This is a genomic window from Kitasatospora sp. NPDC051984, assembly GCF_044593455.1.
Taxonomy (GTDB): domain Bacteria; phylum Actinomycetota; class Actinomycetes; order Streptomycetales; family Streptomycetaceae; genus Kitasatospora.
Genome location: NZ_JBIUCB010000008.1, coordinates 142,490 through 160,092 on the forward strand (window position 1 = coordinate 142,490; position 17,603 = coordinate 160,092).

The 17,603-nt window shown below is 71.8% G+C and carries 19 protein-coding genes, 2 pseudogenes and 1 riboswitch; of the genes and pseudogenes, 17 read left to right on the plus strand and 4 right to left on the minus strand.

Features of this window, described 5'->3' with window-relative positions; translation table 11 throughout:
- The first annotated feature begins 149 nt into the window (after window positions 1–149).
- Window positions 150–1,343 (plus strand): endolytic transglycosylase MltG, encoded by a 1,194-nt coding sequence (gene mltG / locus ACIHEI_RS18260; RefSeq protein ID WP_396607320.1) that lies wholly within the window; start codon window positions 150–152, stop codon window positions 1,341–1,343.
- Window positions 1,344–1,451: 108 nt separating this feature from the next.
- Here mltG (ACIHEI_RS18260) and ACIHEI_RS18265 read toward each other — a convergent pair whose 3' ends face one another.
- The gene (locus ACIHEI_RS18265) at window positions 1,452–1,865 is read right to left on the minus strand and encodes a hypothetical protein (protein ID WP_396607321.1); all 414 of its coding nucleotides are present in this window, start codon (window positions 1,863–1,865) and stop codon (window positions 1,452–1,454) included.
- Between the two features lie 21 nt (window positions 1,866–1,886).
- Here ACIHEI_RS18265 and mltG (ACIHEI_RS18270) point away from each other — a divergent pair, with 21 nt between their 5' ends.
- The 12 genes and pseudogenes from mltG (ACIHEI_RS18270) to ACIHEI_RS18325 all read left to right on the plus strand — a co-directional run bounded on the left by mltG (ACIHEI_RS18270) (window position 1,887) and on the right by ACIHEI_RS18325 (window position 13,598).
- A complete protein-coding gene (mltG, locus tag ACIHEI_RS18270) occupies window positions 1,887–3,428 on the plus strand; it encodes an endolytic transglycosylase MltG (protein ID WP_396607322.1) in 1,542 nt (513 codons plus the stop codon).
- 95 nt (window positions 3,429–3,523) lie between these two features.
- Window positions 3,524–4,336 carry an ABC transporter ATP-binding protein gene (locus tag ACIHEI_RS18275; protein WP_396607323.1) on the plus strand — a complete coding sequence of 271 codons (813 nt, stop codon included), beginning with the start codon at window positions 3,524–3,526 and terminating at the stop codon, window positions 4,334–4,336.
- Window positions 4,333–4,793: pseudogene (locus tag ACIHEI_RS18280) on the plus strand (GNAT family N-acetyltransferase). The gene ACIHEI_RS18275 and the pseudogene ACIHEI_RS18280 overlap by 4 nt, the downstream one beginning before the upstream one ends.
- The gene (locus tag ACIHEI_RS18285) at window positions 4,790–5,614 is read left to right on the plus strand and encodes a shikimate dehydrogenase (RefSeq protein WP_396607324.1); all 825 of its coding nucleotides are present in this window, start codon (window positions 4,790–4,792) and stop codon (window positions 5,612–5,614) included. Before ACIHEI_RS18280 ends, ACIHEI_RS18285 begins: the two are co-directional and overlap by 4 nt.
- 181 nt (window positions 5,615–5,795) lie before the next feature.
- The gene (gene aroC / locus ACIHEI_RS18290) at window positions 5,796–6,980 is read left to right on the plus strand and encodes a chorismate synthase (RefSeq protein WP_387642906.1); all 1,185 of its coding nucleotides are present in this window, start codon (window positions 5,796–5,798) and stop codon (window positions 6,978–6,980) included.
- Window positions 6,977–7,498 carry a shikimate kinase gene (locus tag ACIHEI_RS18295; RefSeq protein ID WP_392956295.1) on the plus strand — a complete coding sequence of 174 codons (522 nt, stop codon included), beginning with the start codon at window positions 6,977–6,979 and terminating at the stop codon, window positions 7,496–7,498. Before aroC ends, ACIHEI_RS18295 begins: the two co-directional genes overlap by 4 nt.
- Complete coding sequence (aroB, locus tag ACIHEI_RS18300) at window positions 7,491–8,579, plus strand: 3-dehydroquinate synthase (protein ID WP_396607325.1); 1,089 nt, start codon at window positions 7,491–7,493, stop codon at window positions 8,577–8,579. Before ACIHEI_RS18295 ends, aroB begins: the two co-directional genes overlap by 8 nt.
- Window positions 8,576–9,022 (plus strand): type II 3-dehydroquinate dehydratase, encoded by a 447-nt coding sequence (gene aroQ / locus ACIHEI_RS18305; RefSeq protein WP_396607326.1) that lies wholly within the window; start codon window positions 8,576–8,578, stop codon window positions 9,020–9,022. Before aroB ends, aroQ begins: the two co-directional genes overlap by 4 nt.
- Before the next feature lie 73 nt (window positions 9,023–9,095).
- Window positions 9,096–9,932, plus strand: a complete 837-nt coding sequence (locus tag ACIHEI_RS18310) for an AAA family ATPase (RefSeq protein ID WP_392956290.1) — start codon at window positions 9,096–9,098, stop codon at window positions 9,930–9,932.
- 651 nt (window positions 9,933–10,583) lie between these two features.
- Window positions 10,584–11,390, plus strand: a complete 807-nt coding sequence (locus tag ACIHEI_RS18315; protein WP_396607327.1) for an Fpg/Nei family DNA glycosylase — start codon at window positions 10,584–10,586, stop codon at window positions 11,388–11,390.
- A gap of 95 nt (window positions 11,391–11,485) precedes the next feature.
- Window positions 11,486–12,178 (plus strand): DUF6445 family protein, encoded by a 693-nt coding sequence (locus tag ACIHEI_RS18320; protein WP_387642901.1) that lies wholly within the window; start codon window positions 11,486–11,488, stop codon window positions 12,176–12,178.
- 80 nt (window positions 12,179–12,258) lie between these two features.
- Window positions 12,259–12,455, plus strand: a riboswitch (cobalamin riboswitch).
- Between the two features lie 30 nt (window positions 12,456–12,485).
- Window positions 12,486–13,598: a HoxN/HupN/NixA family nickel/cobalt transporter gene (locus tag ACIHEI_RS18325; RefSeq protein WP_392956282.1), complete on the plus strand. Its 1,113-nt coding sequence runs from the start codon at window positions 12,486–12,488 to the stop codon at window positions 13,596–13,598.
- A 22-nt stretch (window positions 13,599–13,620) separates the two neighbouring features.
- Here ACIHEI_RS18325 and ACIHEI_RS18330 read toward each other — a convergent pair whose 3' ends face one another.
- Window positions 13,621–14,388, minus strand: a complete 768-nt coding sequence (locus tag ACIHEI_RS18330; protein ID WP_396607328.1) for an EamA family transporter — start codon at window positions 14,386–14,388, stop codon at window positions 13,621–13,623.
- Here ACIHEI_RS18330 and ACIHEI_RS18335 point away from each other — a divergent pair.
- A pseudogene (locus ACIHEI_RS18335) lies at window positions 14,315–14,704 on the plus strand (helix-turn-helix domain-containing protein); the annotation flags it as partial. The gene ACIHEI_RS18330 and the pseudogene ACIHEI_RS18335 overlap by 74 nt on opposite strands.
- 51 nt (window positions 14,705–14,755) lie before the next feature.
- Here the strand turns inward: ACIHEI_RS18335 and ACIHEI_RS18340 are convergent.
- Entirely contained in the window at window positions 14,756–14,998 is a 243-nt protein-coding gene (locus tag ACIHEI_RS18340) for a type B 50S ribosomal protein L31 (RefSeq protein WP_387642897.1), read from the minus strand.
- A gap of 57 nt (window positions 14,999–15,055) precedes the next feature.
- The gene (rpmG, locus tag ACIHEI_RS18345; RefSeq protein WP_387642896.1) at window positions 15,056–15,220 is read right to left on the minus strand and encodes a 50S ribosomal protein L33; all 165 of its coding nucleotides are present in this window, start codon (window positions 15,218–15,220) and stop codon (window positions 15,056–15,058) included.
- A gap of 132 nt (window positions 15,221–15,352) precedes the next feature.
- Between rpmG and ACIHEI_RS18350 the strand changes: the two genes are divergently transcribed.
- The 3 genes from ACIHEI_RS18350 to nusB all read left to right on the plus strand — a co-directional run bounded on the left by ACIHEI_RS18350 (window position 15,353) and on the right by nusB (window position 17,532).
- Window positions 15,353–16,459, plus strand: coding sequence for a M24 family metallopeptidase (locus tag ACIHEI_RS18350; protein ID WP_396607329.1), 1,107 nt, complete (start codon window positions 15,353–15,355; stop codon window positions 16,457–16,459).
- 69 nt (window positions 16,460–16,528) lie between these two features.
- Entirely contained in the window at window positions 16,529–17,092 is a 564-nt protein-coding gene (gene efp, locus ACIHEI_RS18355; RefSeq protein ID WP_396607330.1) for an elongation factor P, read from the plus strand.
- A 2-nt stretch (window positions 17,093–17,094) separates the two neighbouring features.
- Window positions 17,095–17,532: a transcription antitermination factor NusB gene (gene nusB / locus ACIHEI_RS18360; RefSeq protein WP_387642893.1), complete on the plus strand. Its 438-nt coding sequence runs from the start codon at window positions 17,095–17,097 to the stop codon at window positions 17,530–17,532.
- The last annotated feature ends 71 nt before the right edge of the window (window positions 17,533–17,603 follow it).

The following is a 17,603-nucleotide window of genomic DNA, read 5'->3' on the forward strand; positions in this document are numbered from 1 at the left end:
CTGGAGCCCGACCGGGTCCGCGGCCGCCCCCCCGGCGAGCGTGTCGCGCCGGGGGCCTCCCCGGCCTGGTCTAGGTTCCCGATCGGGGCCCGTGCGGACGCGCGTCCGCACGGGCCCCGATCGTTTGCCCGCCGCCGGGAGGCCCCACCGTGACCGACCCGTACACCGCCCCCGGACTGACCCCCGGTCACCTCGGCGCCCCCGTCCTCGAACCCGAGGGTGCCCCGCCCGGCCTGCCGTACGGCGTCGAGCCGCCAGAACCCGGCCGACTGCGCACCGGCGCCGCCTGCTGCCTCAGCGTGGCCGGCCTGCTCGGGGTGGCGACCGCCGGCGCCGTCGCGCTGTTCCTGGCCTGGCCCGAGGGCAAGAAACCCGCCCCCGACTTCGTCGGCGCCGGCACCGGACGGGTACAGGTGTCGGTGGCCCAGGGCGCCAGCATCACCCTGATCGGCAAGACCCTGACAGCCAAACACGTCATCGCCTCCACCAGAGCGTTCACCGAGGCCGCCGCCAAGAGTCCGGCCAGCAACCGGATCCAACCCGGCACCTACACCCTCAAGGAGAAGATGTCGGCCACCGCGGCACTCAACGTGCTGCTCGACCCCGCCAACGCCAACGCCCTGACCATCCCCGAAGGCTGGCGCTCCACCCAGATCTACGCCGCCATCGACACCCGCCTCGGCCTGGAGCCGGGCACCACCAAGGCCACTGCCGAACAGCACCTCGCCGACCTCGGCCTGCCCGCCGACGCGACCGGCCACCCCGAGGGCTACCTGTTCCCCGCGACCTACCCCGTCACCGGCGACAGCACGGCACTCAGCCTGCTCCAGGAAATGGTGAAGGAAGCCGACACCGAGCTCGGCGGCGGCGCGATCGCCGACGCCGCCGCCGCGAACAACATCTCCCCCTACGGCGTGCTCGCCGTCGCCAGCCTCGCCCAGGCCGAGGCCGACAACCCCGAGGACATGGCCAAGGTCGCCCGGGTCGTCTACAACCGGCTGGCGAAGAACATGCCGCTGCAGCTCGACTCCACCATCAACTACGCGCTCGGCCGCTCCACCCTCACCACCACCGTCGACGACACCAGGCTCGACTCCCCGTTCAACACCTACGCCCACTCCGGCCTGCCGCCCACCCCCATCGGCAATCCCGGCCGGGACGCGCTGCGCGCCGCGATCCACCCCGCCGACGGTGACTGGCTGTACTTCGTGACCGTCCAACCCGGCGACACTCGCTTCACCGACAGCGCCGACCAACACCGAAAGAACGTTGACGAGTTCAACGCACACCGCGCACAGAACCCGTCCCCGACCGACTCCGCCCCCGCACCTTCCGTCCCCTGATCAACAGGGAGCGACGCCCCTTGGCTACGCTGCGGTACGGTAACGTCTCCCAGCACGGGCGTTTACTAGCGCGCCCGTTCGACGGACACCCTGGACGCGGTAAGGGGATCAATGACTGATCAGAGCGGGCGCTACGGTGCCCAGGGCGACCAGGCATGGTTCCCCGGAGAACAGCAGCAGCCCCCGCAGTACGGTCAGCAGGATTTCGGGCAGCAGTATCCGCAGGGGTATGCGCAGCAGCAGGGTGTGCCGCAACAAGGCGTGCCGCAGCAGGGGTTCCCGCAGCAGCAGATGCCTCAGCAGCAGATGCAGCAGGTACCGCAGCAGCAGGCGTCGATGGGGGGCCAGGGCTACCCGCAGCAGCAGGGCTTCGTCCAGCAGCAGCCGCAGGGGTATCCGCAGCAGGTCATGCCCCAGCAGGGGATGACGCAGGGCGGTCAGCAGCAGTTCGTGCAGCAGCAGTTCGGCCAGGAGCAGGGCTTCGTGCCCGGGCAGGCGATGCCGCAGCAGGGCGTTCCGCAACAGCAGATGCCTCAGCAGGGTGTGCCTCAGCAGCAGATGCAGATGGGCAGTCAGGGCTACCCGCAGCAGCGCGGGGGGACCCAGGGCGGTCAGCAGCAGTTCGTCCAGCAGGGCATGCAGCAGCCGATACAGCAGGGCATGCCCCAGCAGGGTGTGCAGCAGCAGGTCGTTCAGCAGCCGGGCATGTCCCAGCAGGGCATGGCGCAGCCGGTGCAGGCCCAGGGCGCTCAGCCGCAGGCCCGGCGGGCCGAGCCGGCCGGGGGGCCCGGTCCGGACGGTATCGACTGGGAGGCGGAGGCCGCGGCGCTCGACAACCCGGCGGCGCCTGCTGTGGCCGAGCCGGACGCGTTCGACGAGCGTGCGGGCGAGCCTGAGCAGTGGGCCGAGGACGAGTACGCCGAGGAGGAGAGGGGCGGTTCGTTCCTCTCCGAGCAGGACAACTCCCGCGAGGCCGAGCGCAAGCGCAAGGAGAAGGGCAAGAAGTCGGGCCGCCGCAACAGCGGCGCCTGCCTGGTGGTCGCCCTGGTGCTGCTCGGTGCGACCGGTGGGGCGGGCTGGTGGGGCTACGGCGTATACCAGTCCAAGTTCGGCCCGCCGCCGGACTTCAAGGGCGACGGCACCGGCTCGGTCAACATCACCGTCGCCAAGGGCGCGGGCGGCATTGACATCGCCAAGGTGCTGAAGGACGCCGGCGTGGTGAAGAGCATCAAGGCGTTCACCGTCGCGTACGACAAGAACGACAAGGCCCGCGGGATCCAGCCCGGCATCTACACCATGAAGCACGAGATGTCCGCGTCGGTGGCCCTCCAGCAGCTGATGGAGTCCAACGGCGGCAACGCGCTGATCATCCCCGAGGGCCTGAAGTCCGTAGACATCTACGCCAAGATCGACGAGAAGCTGAAGCTCGACAAGGGCACCACCGCCAAGGTCGCCAAGGACCAGGCCGGCAACCTGGGCCTGCCCGCGTACGCCAACAACAACCCGGAGGGCTTCCTCTGGCCGGCCCGCTACTCGGTCGCCGACGGCATGAAGCCCGAGGAACTGCTGAAGCAGATGGTGACGAACGCCGTCCAGAAGTACGACGAGCTCAAGCTGGACGAGGCGGCGCAGAAGATCGGCCTGAAGAACGCGTACGACGTGGTGACCGAGGCCAGCATCCTGCAGGCCGAGGGCAACAACTCGGAGGACTTCGGCAAGATGGCCCGGGCCATGTACAACCGTCTGACCACCACCGTCACCGGGCACAAGCTCGGAGTGGACACGACCTTGCAGTACGAGCTGGGCCGGACCAGGCTGACCGACCAGGAGATCAACGACGGCTCGCACAAGTACAACACGTACGTCAACACCGGCCTGCCGCCGACCCCGATCGGCAACCCCGGTGACGAGGCGCTCCGGGCCGTCCTCAACCCGACCCCGGGCGACTGGGCGTACTGGCTGGCCGTCTCGCCGAGGGAGACCAAGTTCGCGGTGACGGACGAGGAGCACGCCAAGAACACCAAGGACTGGTGCATCTCCCGCGGGATGAAGTACGACGCCAAGCACGTCGTCTGCACGTCCTGACCGCGTGCAGCCCACCGGAGTCCCCGGAATCAGGGGTGTCCGGTGGGCGGAACGGCTTTGCGGGGCCGGTGGGGGGTGCGAGTAGCGTGATCCGGATGGAGATCTTGCAGAACTCGGACCCCGCGCTGCTGGAGGCCGCGAACGTCGACGTGGTGCGCGGCGGGCAGTACCTGCTGCGGGACGTCTCGCTGACCGTTCGGGCCGGGGAGCACTGGGTGGTGCTCGGTGCCAACGGCGCCGGCAAGAGCACCCTGCTGTCGCTGCTGGGCGCGGTCGAGCACCCCACCGCGGGCACCGTGAAGGTGCTCGGTCAGCAGCTCGGCCGGGTCGACGTCCGCGAGCTGCGGGCGCATCTGGGGCACGTCAACCCGCGGCACCCGCTGCGCTCCCCGCTGACCGTGCGCCAGGTGGTGCTGACCGGCACCACGCAGACCATCGAGCCTGACCTGTGGCACAAGCCCACCGCCGAACAGCTTGACCACGCCGAGGAGTTGATCGATACCCTGGGCATCGCGCACCGCGCAGAGAACCCCTGGACCACCCTCTCCCAGGGCGAGCGCGGCCGGGCCCTGATCGCCCGGGCGCTGATGCCCGAGCCCCGGCTGCTGCTGCTCGACGAGCCCGCGACCGGGCTCGATCTGACGGCGCGTGAGCAGTTGCTGGAGAGCCTGGACGAGCTGCGCCGCCGCTTTCCCGAGGTGGCCTCGGTGCTGGTCACCCACCACCTGGAGGAGCTGCCGGAGACCACCAGCCACGCGCTGCTGTTGCGCGACGGACTGGTCACCGCTGCGGGCCCGGCCGCGGAGGTGCTCACCACCGAGCTGGTCTCCGACTGCTTCGGACACCCGATCCGGATCGGGCACAGCGAGGGCCGCTGGACCGCCCGCACCCGCCGGGGCGCCGTGTGACCGAATGGGCGCTGCGCCCCGCGACGGACGGAGACCTGGAGGCGCTGGTCGAGCTGCGGGCGGTGGCGATGCGTCCCGACCTGGAACGGCTCGGCCGCTTTGACGAGCACCGGGTCCGGCAGCGGATGCGTGACGGGTACCGGCCCGCGCACACCTCGGTGCTGGAGGTGCCCGGGTTTCCACTGCCGGCGGGCTGCCTGACGCTCCGTCCGGACGCGAGCGGCCCGGCACGCTGGTGCTGGAGCACTTCTACCTCGACCCGGCGCTGCACGGCCGCGGCCTCGGCACCGCCATGCTGCGCTCCGTGCTGGATACGGTTGACGGTCTGGCCGTTCGGCTGACCGTGCTGCAGGGCAGTCCCGCCCGGCGGCTGTACGAGCGGCACGGTTTCGCGCTTGCGTCCGAGGACCCGATCGACGTCCACCTGTACCGAACTCCCCGAAGGATCGTGTCGTGACCAACCCGCACCGGGCCGCCGTGCTCGGCTCGCCGATCGCCCACTCGCTCTCGCCCGTCCTGCACCGGGCCGGCTACGCCGCGCTCGGCCTGGACGGGTGGCGCTACGACCGGTACGAGATCGACGAGGCCGGGCTGGAGGCGTTCGTCACCGGACTGGACGCCAACTGGGCGGGGCTGTCGCTGACCATGCCGCTGAAGCGGGCGATCCTGCCGCTGCTGGACACCGTCAGCGACACCGCGCGGGCCGTGGACGCCGTCAACACCGTGGTGTTCGGCCCGGACGGGCGGCGGCACGGCGACAACACCGACGTCCCCGGCCTGGTCAACGCGCTGCGCGAGCGTGGCGTCGAACGGGTGGAATCGGCGGCGGTGCTGGGGGCCGGGGCGACCGCCTCGTCCGCGCTGGCGGCGCTCGGGCAGATCAGCGACGGCGACGTCACCGTGTATGTGCGCAGTGCCGAACGGGCCGCCGAGATGCGGGAGTTGGGGGAGAAGCTCGGCGTCGCGGTACGCATCGCCGACTGGGCGGACGGCGCGCAGGCACTGGCCGGCCCGCTCACCGTCTCCACCACCCCGGTCGGGGCCACCGACGGCTTCGCCGCGCAGCTGACCGGTACTCCCGGGGTGCTGTTCGACGTGCTGTACCACCCGTGGCCGACCGCGCTGGCCGCGGCCTGCCAGGAGCGGGGCGGGACGGTGCTCGGCGGGCTGGACCTGCTGGTGCACCAGGCGGTGCTCCAGTTCGAGCGGTTCACGGGCGTCGAACGGGGCCCGCTGGCTGAGATGCGGGCCGCGGGCGAGGCGGCGCTGGCGTCCTGAGCTGCGGCTTCGGCACGGCGATTGCGGACGTTCACTGTCCGCCACGCGGACCGTGCCCCCGGCGGCCGCCCGGACGTGAAAGGATCGGTGCTTGCCCCGCCGCGTTCTGCGGCCGGGCAGCACGAGACGCCGGACCGGCCGCCGTTCGCGGCGAGCGGGCCGCTGACGAAGGAGCTTTTCGGTGGGTAGCTTGCGCTGGCTGACGGCGGGGGAGTCGCACGGCCCCGCTCTGGTCGCGACGCTGGAGGGCCTGCCGGCCGGAGTGCCGGTCACCACCGCCATGGTGGCCGACGCGCTGGCCCGCCGGCGGCTCGGTTATGGTCGCGGCGCGCGGATGAAGTTCGAGCAGGACGAGGTGACGTTCCTCGGCGGTGTCCGGCACGGCGAGACCATGGGATCGCCGGTGGCGATCATGGTCGGCAACACCGAGTGGCCGAAGTGGGAGCAGGTCATGTCGGCCGACCCGGTCGACCCCGAGGTGCTCGCGGGCCTGGCCCGCAACGAGCCGCTGACCCGCCCCCGCCCGGGCCACGCCGACCTGGCCGGCATGCAGAAGTACTCGATCGACGAGGCCCGGCCGATCCTGGAGCGCGCCAGCGCCCGGGAGACCGCCGCCCGGGTCGCGCTCGGCGTGGTCGCCCGCTCCTACCTGAAGGAGACCTGCGGCATCGAGATCGTCAGCCACGTGGTCGAGCTGGCCGCCGCCAAGGCCCCGGCCGGGGTGCTGCCGCTGCCCGCCGACGAGGCCCGGCTGGACGAGGACCCGGTGCGCTGCCTGGACGCCGACGCGTCGAAGGCGATGGTCGCCGAGATCGACCAGGCTCACAAGGACGGCGACACCCTGGGCGGCGTCGTCGAGGTGCTGGCGTACGGCGTGCCGGTCGGCCTCGGCTCGCACGTGCACTGGGACCGCCGCCTGGACGCCCGGCTGGCCGCCGCGCTGATGGGCATCCAGGCGATCAAGGGCGTCGAGGTCGGCGACGGCTTCGAACTGGCCCGGATCCCCGGCTCCCAGGCGCACGACGAGATCCTGCCGACCCCCGAGGGCGTCAAGCGCGCCACCGGCCGCTCCGGCGGCACCGAGGGCGGACTGTCCACCGGCGAGCTGCTGCGCGTCCGGGCCGCGATGAAGCCGATCGCGACCGTCCCGCGCGCCCTGCAGACGCTGGACGTGCGCACCGGCGAGCCCGCGAAGGCGCACCACCAGCGCTCCGACGTGTGCGCCGTGCCGGCCGCCGGCATCGTCGCCGAGGCGATGGTGGCGCTGGTGCTGGCCGACGCGGTGGCGGAGAAGTTCGGTGGCGACAACGTCTCCGAGACCCGTCGCAACGTGCAGTCGTACCTCGACAACCTGATCGTCCGATGAGCGCCCCGGTAGTTGTGCTGGTCGGCCCGCCCGGCAGTGGCAAGTCCACCGTCGGGCGGGTCCTCGCGGAGCGCCTCGGCCTGCCGTTCCGCGACACCGACGAGGACATCGAGCGGACGGCCGGCAAGCCCATCCCGGAGATCTTCGTCGACGAGGGCGAGCCGCACTTCCGGCAGCTGGAGCGCGAAGCCGTCGAGGCAGCCTGTGCGGACTTCGCGGGCGTGCTCGCGCTCGGCGGGGGCGCCGTGATGGCCCCTTCCACGCGCGAAGTGCTCGCCCCGCTGCCCGTGGTGTTCCTGGAGGTCGCGCTGGGCGACGCGGTCAAGCGGGTCGGCCTGGACGCCCCCCGCCCGCTGCTCGCGGTCAACCCCCGGGCCCGTTGGCGCGAACTGATGGAGGCCCGCCGCCCGCTGTACCTGGAGGTCGCCACCGCCGTGGTCGACACCGAGGGCCGCACGCCTGAGCAGGTCGCCGACGCCGTACTTGAAGCACTGGAGCTGAAGAACCCTCATGAGTGACATCGTTCGGATTGCCGTTGCTGGTAGTGACGGCCACGCCCCGTACGAGGTGCTGATCGGGCACCAGCTGCTCGGCGAACTCGCCCCGCTGATCGGCCCGAAGGCCAAGCGGGTGGCGATCATCCACCCGGAGGCGCTGGAGGCCACCGGCGAGGCGATCCGCGAGGACCTGGTCGACCAGGGCTACGAGGCGATCGTCCTGCAGGTCCCGAACGCCGAGGACGCCAAGAGCGCCGAGGTCGCCGCGTACTGCTGGTCGGTGCTCGGCCAGACCGGCTTCACCCGCAGCGACGTCATCATCGGCCTGGGCGGCGGCTCGACCACCGACCTGGCGGGCTTCGTCGCCGCCACCTGGCTGCGCGGGGTGCGCTGGATCTCGGTGCCCACCACGCTGCTCGGCATGGTGGACGCCGCGGTCGGCGGCAAGACCGGCATCAACATCGCCGAAGGCAAGAACATGGTCGGCGCCTTCCACCCGCCCGCGGGCGTGCTGGCCGACCTCGGCACCCTGGAGACCCTCGGCAAGCACGACTACGTCTCCGGCCTGGCCGAGGTGATCAAGGCCGGTTTCATCGCCGACCCGGTGATCCTCGACCTGATCGAGCAGGACCCCGCGGCCGCCACCACCCCCGCCGGCCCGCACACCCTGGAACTCATCCGGCGGGCCATCCAGGTCAAGGCCGACGTGGTCTCCGGCGACCTCAAGGAATCCGGCCGCCGGGAGATCCTCAACTACGGCCACACCCTCGGCCACGCCATCGAACGCAACGAGCGTTACAAGTGGCGGCACGGCGCGGCGATCTCCATCGGCATGGTCTTCGCCGCCGAACTCGGCCGCCTGGCCGGGCGGTTGGACGACGCCACCGCCGACCGGCACCGCACCGTACTGGCCTCGGTCGGCCTGCCGCTCAGCTACCGGGCGGACGCCTGGCCGAAGCTGCTGGACGCCATGAAGATCGACAAGAAGTCGCGTGGCGACCTGCTGCGCTTCATCGTCCTCGACGGCCTCGCCAAGACCTCCGTCCTCGAAGGCCCCGACCCGTCGCTGCTGGTCGCCGCGTACGCGGAGGTCTCCGGATGACCGCCCTTCCGGTGCTCGTCCTGAACGGCCCCAACCTGGGCCGGCTGGGCTCCCGCGAGCCCGACGTGTACGGCTCCACGTCGTACGCGGGGCTCGTTGCGCGCTGTGCCGCCCTGGGCGCGGAGCTCGGGCTCTCGGTCGAGGTCCGGGAGACCAACTCCGAGGCCGAGATGGTCGGTTGGCTGCACGAAGCGGCGGACGCCAAGACCCCCGTGGTGATCAACCCCGGCGCGTTCACCCACTACTCGTACGCGATGCGGGACGCCGCCGCACAGCGCACCGCCCCGCTCATCGAGGTGCACATCTCCAACCCGTACACCCGCGAGACCTTCCGGCACACCTCGGTCATCGCCGCGGTCGCCTCCGGCACCATCGCGGGCTTCGGTCTCGGCTCGTACGAACTCGCCCTGCGGGCGCTCGCCGAACAGCTGACCACCCGCTGAGCACCGCGCGGCCCGGTGGCGGACTTGTGCCCGCCACCGGGCCGACGTGTACATTCGGCGCAGGGAGGTGACGGTGAGCCAGTACGCGCAGAGCCACCATCCGGGGGGCCAGGTGCCGCCCCGCCCGGGGACGCCCCCGTATCCGACGGCCCCTCAACAGCCGTACCCCGCACCGGTACTGCCCTCCACCACCCAGGCCATACCCACCCTCGGGCCGATCGCGACCCGCCCCGACCGGCCGACCGTCCCGCTCAAGGCCGTCGCGCCCGGCGGTACCGGGCACTTCCTGCTCCCCAGCGGCGGCACCGTCCAACTCCCTGCCGCGCCACCGCCGATGCCCGCACCGGCCGCCCCGCTGCCCGTCGGACCGATCGCCGTCCTGCTGATCGGCGCGGCCGGCGCCGGCAAAACCACCGTCGCCCGCTACTGGGCCGAACGCCGACCCACCCCCACCGCGCACATCAGCCTCGACGACGTCCGCGAATGGGTCCAGGCCGGCTTCGCCAACCCGCAGTCCGGCTGGAACACCGCCTCCGAGGCCCAGTACCGCCTCGCCCGGCGCACCTGCGGCTTCGCCTGCCGCAACTACCTCGCCAACGGCATCTCCTGCATCATCGACGACGCCGTCTTCCCCGACCGCCCCGCGATCGGCCTCGGCGGCTGGAAGCGCCACATCGGCCCCGGCATGATCCCCGTCGTCCTCCTCCCCGGCCTCGACCGCGTCCTCGCCCGCAACGCCGAACGCTCCGGCAACCGCCGCCTCTCCGACGACGAAGTGGCCCGCATCCACGGCCGCATGGCCGGCTGGCGCACCTCCGGCCTCCCCATCATCGACAACTCCAACCTCACCGTCCCCGAGACGGCCGCCGCGCTCGACCAGGCGATCCTCTCCCGCCTCCACCAACGCTGACCCCCTGCGGGGAGCTCCCTCCACCCGCGCCGCGCAACCCGACCCGCGACGAGCGCTGCGCGCAGGCCGGGGAACCCGCTGCGCGGGGCTTGGGTGTGAGGAGTTTCCGCTGCGCGGAGCTTCGGCGGCGGGGGGCTCTAGGGTCTGTCCGGTCGATCTTGTCGGATCAGCGCGCGGCTCCCCCAGCCCTTGCGGGCTGGGAGGTGCCCCCATTTCGCGCCCGGCTGGGAGTGCCGGCGAACCGTCCTCGTACTGGGTGTACTTGGGCGGTTTGCCGGTGCTTCCGTGGGGGCACCTCCCAGCCCCCTTGGGGCTGGGGGAGGGATGATCCGGCGTCGGGCGCCCGGCAAGATCGGCCGGACAGGCCCTAGCTGCGCGGGCGTCGGCGGCGCGGGCCTTCGCCGGGCGGGGCTGCGCAGGGAGGTTCCGCTGGGCCGCCTTCGCGGTGCGGGTTTTTGTGGCGCGGGTCTCCGCTGGGTGGGGTTTCGCTGTACGGGCTTTCGCTGCGCAGGTTCGCCTTGTGCGGGCGTCCGCCGCAGACTTGGTGTCGTTCTGGCCCGTGGTGGGGGTGGACCTTTGGCTCTGCCGGGGTGTCGGTGGGGGCGGGGAGAATGGGGGTGTTGGACGGGAACGAATGTGGAGGTGGCGCGGGTGCCCGAGGGGCATGTGGTGCATCGGTTGGCCGGGTTGAACGGGGAGCTGTTCGGGGGGCGGGTGGTGCGGGTTTCGTCGCCGCAGGGGCGCTTCGTGGAGGGGGCGGGGCTGCTGGACGGGCGGGTGCTGGATGGTGCGGAGGCGCACGGGAAGCATCTGTTCCTGGGGTTCGGCGACGACTGGCTGCATGTGCATCTCGGGTTGTACGGGAAGTACGAGTTCGGGGTGGGGGAGGCTCCGGAGCCGGTCGGGCAGGTGCGGTTGCGGATGGAGAACGGGAGTGGGTACGCGGATCTGCGGGGGCCGACGGCGTGCGAGTTGCTGACGCCGGGGGAGAAGGCGGCGGTGCACCGCAGGCTGGGGCCGGATCCGTTGCGGCCGGGGGAGGTGGGGGATGCGGCGTGGCAGCGGATCTCGCGGAGCGGGACGACGGTGGCCGCGTTGCTGATGGATCAGAAGGTGCTGGCGGGTGTCGGCAACGTGTACCGCGCGGAGGTGCTGTTCCGGTTGGGGATCAGTCCGCACCGGGCGGGGCGGGATCTGAGCCGGGCCGAGTGGGACGCGATCTGGGCGGATCTGGTGGCGCTGATGCACGACGGTGTCGCGGCGGGGCGGATCGACACCGTGCGGCCGGAGCACACGCCGGAGGCGATGGGGCGTCCGCCGCGGGTGGACGACCACGGTGGTGAGGTGTACGTGTACCGGCGGCAGGACCAGCCGTGTCTGGTGTGTGAAACCCCGGTGCGGACCCAGGAGTTGGCGGCCCGGAACCTGTTCTGGTGCCCGCGCTGCCAGCAGGCCTGACGGGCCGTCATCACGGAGGGTAGTGGGGAAGCCTTGACGGAAGGTTGACCGGCCCTTGGGCGAGGGGTTCGGGGCGCGCTCCTATTGTCGGGTCCATGCCCGTGCAACCGTTTCAGGGCCCGCGCCCGACTCCCGCCCTTCCGGTCCTGCCGTACCGCAAGCCCACCAAGGGGCGTGACTACTGGGTGCTGGACGATGTCCTGCCGGACCCGGATGCGGTGCGGGCCCGGCATCTGGCGCGTACCGACTGGGACGAGGGGTATCCGCACAGGCCGGAGCCCTGGCCGGGGTTGCGGGCGATGCCCGGGCTGGAGCCGGAGGAGTTGGCGCACGTCGAGAAGCTGGTGCGGGAGACCGTGCAGGTGCCGCGGATCTGGGCGCTGAGCGAGGCCGAGGGCGGCACGTTCAACCACAACTGCGTGCAGGTGGTGGGGGAGGGGGAGTGCGAGCCGCGGCCGCACACCGATTCGCGGTCGCTGTGCCGGTACGCCGCCGTGCTGTACCTCAACCCGAACGTGCCGAAGCGGTGCGGGACGAGCTTCTACCGGCAGAGCCTGCCGGGGGGCCGGCTCGGCGGGAACACCGTGGTCGCCCCGCACAACAATCTGGTGGACGCGCTGGGCACCCGTTTCGTCCCGCCGGACTCGTTCACCGAGGATCTGGCCGTTCCGCACCGCTACAACCGGCTGCTGCTGTACACCGCCAACCTGATGCACACCGCGACCGAGTACTACGGCTCCACCCTGGACGAGAAGCGGATGACCTGCGTGTTCTTCTGGATGGCGTGACGCGCCGTCAGCCCGCCGGGCGGGCGTGATCTTCGACACCTGCGCGGTGTGACGCTCTTGCCGCCGGGTGGTGGCCGGATCTACGGTGGGCGGGCCGTGGTGTTCGGGAAGCCGGTGCACTGTGCTCGTCACAGGAGTCCGGAGCGGCCCTCGCCACTGTGATCGGGGAGTCGTCGGCTCCCACCTCGTGCCACTGGCCGCTCGCGGCCGGGAAGGCCGGGCGCCGACGCCGAACACCCCGTCAGCCAGGAGACCGGCCACGGCATCTCACGAAGTGATCCACGAGGTGCTGGAGCGTGATGCGCGGATGACCGCGTCCGATTCGACCATGCCCGGAAACGTCCCGGGCTCCCCTCTTCCTGCTTTCCGCTGGCGGCGCGAGGACACCTTGCGCACCGCCGGCCTGATGGCGGTGATCCTGGCCCTGCACGTGGCGGCGTTCGGGACACTGCTGTTCCTGGTGGTGCCGGAGAAGTACCAGGTGGGTACCCAGGTGTTCGGCGTGGGCCTGGGCATCACGGCCTACACGCTGGGCATGCGGCACGCCTTCGACGCCGACCACATCGCGGTGATCGACAACACCACCCGCAAGCTGATGGCGGACGGCCGCCGGCCGGTCTCGGTGGGCTTCTGGTTCGCGCTCGGGCACTCCTCGATGGTGGTGCTGATGGCCGCGCTGGTGGCCGGCGGGGCGGCGCTGGCGGGCACCCTGATGGACGAGGGTTCGACGACCCATCAGGTGCTGGGCACCATCGGCACCACCGCGTCGGGGGCGTTCCTGTACCTGATCGCGGCGCTCAACCTGGTGGCGCTGCTGGGCATCCTGCGGGTGTTCCGGGCGATGCGGGCCGGTGAGTACGACGAGGCCGAGCTGGAGAAGCACCTGGACTCGCGGGGCTTCCTGGCCCGGATCCTGGGCCGGGCGACCCGTTCGATCACCCGGCCCGGGCAGATGTTCCCGGTGGGCATGGTGCTGGGCCTGGGCTTCGACACCGCGACCGAGGTGACCCTGATGGTGATGGCGGGTTCGGGTGCGGCGTCCGGCCTGCCCTGGTACGCGATCGTCTGCCTGCCGCTGCTGTTCGCGGCCGGGATGAGCCTGTTCGACACGCTGGACGGCACGTTCATGAACTTCGCCTACCAGTGGGCGTTCTCCAACCCGGTCCGCAAGGTGTACTACAACCTGACCATCACGGGGCTGTCGATCGCGGTGGCCTTCGTGATCGGCACCATCGAGCTGGTCGCGGTGCTGCACGACAAGTTCGGCCTGGACGATCCGGTGTCCGACTGGATCGCCGGACTCAGCCTGGACAACGTCGGCTTCGTGATCGTCGGCCTGTTCGTGGTGGTCTGGGCGGCGGCGATCGGCTACTGGCGGATCGCCCGGCGGTCCAAGGCCTTCGCGGGGGCAGGGGCCTGAGAACGCGCGGCCTGACGGGAAGTCAACCTGCGGCAAGGATCAGCGTTCCGGTGACGGCCAGTCCGGCGCCGACCACCTGGACCCGCAGCAGCCGTTCCTTGAGCAGGCCGCGCGCCATCAGCGCCGTCACCACGGGGTGGAGCGAGGCCGGCACCGCCGCCACCGCGACCGAGCCCAGGTGGGTGGCGGCGGCGTACAGGCCGTTCGCGTCCACGTCGGCGACGCCGACGGCGGTCGGTGAGGGCAACGAGCGGGCCGCGCCGCGCAGTTCGACCGGCTCCCGGCGGGCGGCGGCGGCCGGCATGCCGATGCCGACCACCGCGTTGGTCAGTCCTTGCACGCACAGCGTCAGCAGCAGTCCGCCGCCGGCGCCGGCGTGCGCGATCAGGGCGAGCACCGCGCCGAACGTGAGCGCGGCGGAGAGGGTGAGGGCGAGGACCCGGCGGCTCACGGCCGGTCCGCCGCGCTGCGGGCCGCCGGCCAGCGCGGCCCCGGCGATCGCCACCAGGATTCCCAACCCCTGGACGGCGCCCGGCCGTTCGCCGAGGAACAGGCCGACGCCGATCGGCACCAGCACGCCGACGGTGGCCAGCGGTGAGACCACGCCCATCGGCCCGAGCGCCAGTGCCGTGGAGAAGGCGAACAGCGCGACCGGCCCGATCACGCCGGCCGCGACGGCGTACCGGAGCGCGGGGCCCGCGTCGGCCCAGCCGCCGGTGGCGGTGACGGCCAGGACGAGGACCAGGGCGGCGGCGGTCTGCGAGAGGACCACGACGCCGAGCGCGAACATGGACGCCCTCGCGGCCCGCTCCGGCGTCAGCCGCGGCACGGTGGTCCAGATCGAGCAGGCCCGCACCAACCCCAGTGTCGGCACCGTGGTCCGGCTCGCCGACGCCCTCGGCGTCCCGATCGCCCGGCTGCTCGACTACGACGAGACCTCGGTGGTGCGGATCGTCCCCGCCGAGGACGCCGTGCGGCTGTGGAGCGGCCCGGACGGCGGCAGTGGCGTCCTGCTGAACGGCATCGAGGCCCCCGGCCCGCTGGAGCTGTGGACCTGGCACCTGCGCCCCGGCGAGACCCACGCCTCGGACCCGCACCCGGCCGGCAAGTGAGCGAAGGGCCCCGGGAAGCTCCCGGGGCCCTTCGCCGCATGTCTGTCAGAGGCCGTACCTGCGCCGGTACAGCTCCACCCGGCCCGCGGTGTCCAGCAGGCGGGCCTTGCCGGTGTAGAACGGGTGGCTCGCGGAGGACGTCTCGACGTCCACCACCGGGTACGCCCGCCCGTCCGTCCACTCGACCGTCCGGCCGCTGGTGGCCGTGGATCGGGTCAGGAACGACAGGCCGCCCGTCTTGTCCCGGAACACCACCGGACGGTACTCGGGGTGCACTCCCTGCTTCATCTGCTCCTCCTTCGCCAAGCCTTCAACAGCCTTCGAACGCCCTCAACTGCCCTGTGGTCAGCGGGTTTCGCGGAACTCCACGTGCCGCCCGGCCACCGGGTCGAACTTCCGCAGGACGATCCGGTCGGGGTTGTTCCGCCGGTTCTTGCGGGTCACGTAGCTGAAGCCCGTGCCCGCCGCCGACCGGAGCGTGATCACCGGTCGCAGCTCGCTGCGCGCCATCTCGAAACTCCACTCTCGGCAACGATTGCCGTTTTCATGTGGCCACAACACGCCCCTGCCCCGCCGCATTCCCGCCCCGATCGGGCCCGTTCCGACGGGCGGCCCCCGGGCCCCGTTCGTAGGCTCGGAGACATGTCCGACGCGTACGCCGCCCGACGCGAACGCCTCCGCGAGTACTGCAGCGCCTCCGGAGCCGACGCCGCGCTGATCACGCGCGCCGCCAACGTCCGCTACCTCACCGGCTGCCCGCCGTGCGGCGCCGCGCTGCTGCTCACCCGCGAACGCGCGGTGCTGGCGCTGCCGCAGGACGTGCCGCCCGAGGAGTCGGTGGAGCGCGAGGTGGACGAGGAGGTCATCCGGCTGACGGTGCCCGCCGAGACGGACGCCGCGGTGGCCGCCGCCGAGGCCGCCGCCCGGCTGCGGGTGCGGGACCTCGCCGTCGAGGAGCACGACCTGACGGTCGCCCGGCACCGCGCCGTCGCCGAGCAGGTCGAGCCGGCCCGGCTGCTCGACCTGGACCGGGCGGTGGAGCGGCTGCGGGTGGTCAAGGACGAGCACGAGCTCGCCGACCTGCGGATCGCCGCCGAGATCGCCGACCAGGCGCTCGGCGAGTTGCTCGAATCGATCCTGGTCGGCCGCACCGAACGCCACCTGGCGATGGAGCTGGAGCGCCGGATGATCGACCACGGCGCCGACCGGGCCGCCTTCCCGGTCTCCGTCGGCACCGGCAGCCACTCCGGCCTGGAGCGCCACCAGCCCACCGACCGCCGGGTCGAGGAGGGCGACTTCCTCACCGTCGCGCTGGGCGCGCAGTACCGCGGCTACGGCATCTCCACCGCCCGCACCTTCGTGATCGGGGCCGCCCCCGCCGCCTGGCAGGTCGAGCTGCACCGCCTGGTGTTCCGCGCCCAGCGGGCCGGCCGGGAGGCGCTCGGGCCGGGCGTCGAGCAGCACGTCCCGGACGACGCGGCCCGCTCGATCCTGCAGGCCGCGGGCCACGCCGAGCACGCCGTCCACCCGCTCGGGCACGGCATCGGCCTGGAGATCAGGGAGGCGCCGCGCCTCGGGTCCGCCGACATGGGTAAACTGGACAATCGCGTGCCGGTCACCGTCGGTCCAGGAGTGCATTTCCCGGGCCGGGGCGGCGTCCGGATCGAGGACACGCTCGTGGTGCGGCCTCCCGAGGAGGGCGGGCCCGAGCTGCTCACCATCACCACCAAGGAGCTCCTCGCGCTGTAGCCCAACGGGCCGTGGCGGCGCACTGCTTGGTGTTCTTTGACAGCGGACATATCAGGAGTAAGTGCGCCCGTGGCTTCCACGAATGATCTCAAGAACGGCATGGTCCTCAAGCTGGACGGCGGCAAGCTCTGGTCCGTCGTCGAGTTCCAGCACGTCAAGCCCGGCAAGGGCCCGGCCTTCGTTCGCACCAAGCTGAAGGAGGTCCTCACCGGCAAGGTCGTCGAGAAGACCTTCAACGCGGGCATCAAGGTCGAGACCGCCAACGTCGACAAGCGGACGATGCAGTACTCGTACCGCGACGGCGAGACCTTCATCTTCATGGACATGGACACCTACGACCAGGTCCCGGTCGACGCCGCCACCGTCGGCGACGCCGCCAAGTACCTGCTCGAGGGCTTCGAGGCCCTGGTCGCGCAGAACGAGGGCGTCCCGCTGTACATCGAGCTCCCCGCCGCGGTCGAGCTGGTCATCTCCGAGACCGAGCCGGGCCTGCAGGGCGACCGCTCCACCGGTGGCACCAAGCCCGCCACCCTGGAGACCGGTGCCGAGATCCAGGTGCCGCTGTTCGTCACCACCGGCGAGAAGGTCAAGGTCGACACCCGCGACGGCAGCTACCTCGGCCGGGTCAAGTAATCGTGGCCTCTGCTCGCACCAAGGCCCGCACCCGGGCCTTTCAGATCCTGTTCGAGGCGGACCACCGCGGCGTGGCCCCCGAGCGGGTGCTCGCCGACTGGGTCGCGCGCTCGCGCGACCCCCGTCCGGACGAGGGCATTCCGCAGGTCGCGGAGTACACCATGCAGCTGGTCGAGGGCTACTCGCAGCACGCGCGCACCATCGACGACCTGATCTCCACCTACGCGGTGGGCTGGACGCTCGACCGGATGCCGATCGCGGACCGCAACGTGCTCCGGCTCGGTGCGTACGAGCTGATCTGGGAAGACGGCACCCCCGACGCGGTCGTCCTGGACGAGGCCGTCGAGATCGCCAAGGAGTACTCCACGGACGAGTCGCCGGCCTTCGTGAACGGCCTGCTCGCCCGCTTCCTGGAGCTCAAGCCGACCATTCGTCGCTGAGCTCGCACTGCCTGTTCGAAGGCCGTCGGACCTGTTGGTCCGGCGGCCTTCGCGCGTAAGCTACCGGCAAG